Here is a 2,082-nt window from a genome sequence, read left to right as displayed (position 1 = left end):
GATGATTCGTCAGCAGCCGCATCAGGCCCTGACTGCCCAGAATCGTCATGCCGCCGATCAGCACCGGCAGCAACGCCGCCACCACCCCGCCGAACACGAAATACAACACGATCGCCACCAGCGGCAACGCGATCAGCTCCGCCCGCCGGATATCGTCCTGCATCCCGGTATTGATGCCCTCGACCACCGGCTGCATCCCCGCCAACTGCACCGTCGTCCCACCCGGCCCCGAACCCGGTGCGCCCGCATGGAATTCGTGCTTGATCGCCATATAGTCCGCGACCGTCTCCGTGCCGCCGTCGCCACGCAACCCGATACTGGCGAAGGCGTGCGTGCGCGACGCGTCGGCGAACTGCCCCATGAGCGCGCCGTCGAAATACGAGTTGATGCGCGCGATCCGATCCGGATACGCGCCGCGCAACCGGCTCAGCTCCGCGGCCACCGCACTGCGCACCGGCTCGTCATCGACCGTCATCCCCGCCGGGGCGGTATAGATCGCGATCAGATCCCCGTCACGGTCGCGCCCGAACGTGTCATCGGCCAGCTTCGAGGCCGCCACCGACTGGCTCGAATCATCGAACCAGCCCTCCTGCGTGAGGTGATCACCCAGGTCACGGCCATACCACCCCGACACGAGCACCAGCAGCCCGAACCCGGTGAACACCAGCCACCGCCACCGGTGGATCGCCCGCCCCCACCGCAGGGATCCGGCCTCGACCATCAGCCGCAGGCCGCGGTCTTGTAATCGGCCGAGCGCAGAATGCCGCACAGATCGGTGCGCGAGATCTTCCAGCGCCTGTCTTTGAACACGAAATGCACCACGGTCGTGCGCACATCGCTGCCGGTGCCGTCCTTGTCCAGGCTCAAAGTCGCCGTCAGCGTGCCGTCATGGTTGTCGAACACCGGATCCTTGACCCCGTACACCGCGTGCGGATGATCCTGCAACGCCTTGTACATGTCCGGGATCGCGTCCTTGAACGCGTCCCCGTCCTCGATCAACGCCGTGCGGTCGGTGTCGGGCAGAGTCGGATCCAACGCCGACTTCAGCTGCGCGTCCAGCTGCGCGGCGGTCGGGATGGCCGGCTTGTTCGCGCTCGAGGACGACGCCGCCGCGGCCGAGGTCGCACTCAACGCCGCGTACGCCGAGGAGCGCGCGGCCGCCACCTTCGACTCGTCATCGCCCCCGCCGCACGCGGCGATCGACACGCCCAGCACGGTCAACATCAGCGTGGCGGCGGCCGGTCGTCGAAGTCGCATCAACATCCTCGTCAGCTCGAACTGCGGTTGTGTGCCGCCAGTCTGTCACGGCCGCCGCGCGCGAGTGATTCCCGTGTCACAGCGGGCACTCTCGCGCGGCGCGCCTCACAGTCCTTCCAGCACCGCGCCCAGGCGCCCCAGCAGCGCCCGCACCGTGGTGGACTCGCGCGGCACCGCCGCCGCGACCGGTGTGGCCTGCGGAATCAGATCCCGCACCAACGCCACCACGCTGCGCTCGTCATCGAGATCGATATCGGTGACCGGGGCGAGCGCGACCGCGTCGACATCCTCCGGCGCGGGCACCGCGGCCTCGAGATCGGCGCGATAGATCTCCACCCGCAGCGTCGCGCGATGGGTGCGGAACGCGAAGGAGCGCCCGTCGCCGGTCATTCCGAACCCGTGCGCGTAACGGCCCACGGTGACGTCCTCGACGGTGAAGCCCGCAGTGTGCTCGGCAACCAACAGATCTCCCTGATACGAGCCGCTTTTGACTTCCACGGTAACCGCACCCGCCGACACCGCCACCGAAACCCCATGTCACATCATGCAAATCGGCATCGAGTGCATCGATCACAATCGCGGCGCGCCGCCGGGAAGACCCCCACTTGTGCCACGTCGTACGCGACCATGGTCAGATTAGAGAGCACGCATGATTTCGTCGGTCAGTTCGGTCAGGTTAAGGAGTTCGCTGCATGCGCCGTCGCGGCTGGATCCGGTCGGCCCTCGCGGGGGCGGCCAGCGACTGGTGCGCCCGCAACCTCAAGACCCGGCTGCGAGACCTCGAGATCCCCGCCACCTTCGACATCGCCAAGCCGGGCACCCACT

Annotated in this window: 3 protein-coding genes; all 3 read right to left on the bottom strand. The window is 67.6% G+C overall.

Features of this window, described 5'->3' with window-relative positions; genetic code table 11:
* On the bottom strand, positions 1-721 hold a 721-nt coding region (locus ACWELQ_RS44490; RefSeq protein WP_452402985.1), incomplete at its 3' end, for an MMPL family transporter.
* The gene (locus tag ACWELQ_RS44485; RefSeq protein ID WP_452402984.1) at positions 721-1,257 is read right to left on the bottom strand and encodes a hypothetical protein; all 537 of its coding nucleotides are present in this window, start codon (positions 1,255-1,257) and stop codon (positions 721-723) included. The genes ACWELQ_RS44485 and ACWELQ_RS44490, both read right to left, overlap by 1 nt.
* Before the next feature lie 105 nt (positions 1,258-1,362).
* Positions 1,363-1,755: a hypothetical protein gene (locus tag ACWELQ_RS44480; RefSeq protein WP_452402983.1), complete on the bottom strand. Its 393-nt coding sequence runs from the start codon at positions 1,753-1,755 to the stop codon at positions 1,363-1,365.
* Positions 1,756-2,082 lie beyond the last annotated feature (327 nt).

Source organism: Nocardia sp. NPDC004722, from assembly GCF_053601505.1.
Note: the sequence above shows the minus strand (reverse complement) of the source record. Positions and strands in the feature narration are given on the sequence as shown.

Bases quoted from the DNA above. Each gene is read 5' to 3' on its own strand.
- ACWELQ_RS44485 (WP_452402984.1), bottom strand. From the start codon at position 1,257: ATGCGACTTCGACGACCGGCCGCCGCCACGCTGATGTTGACCGTGCTG.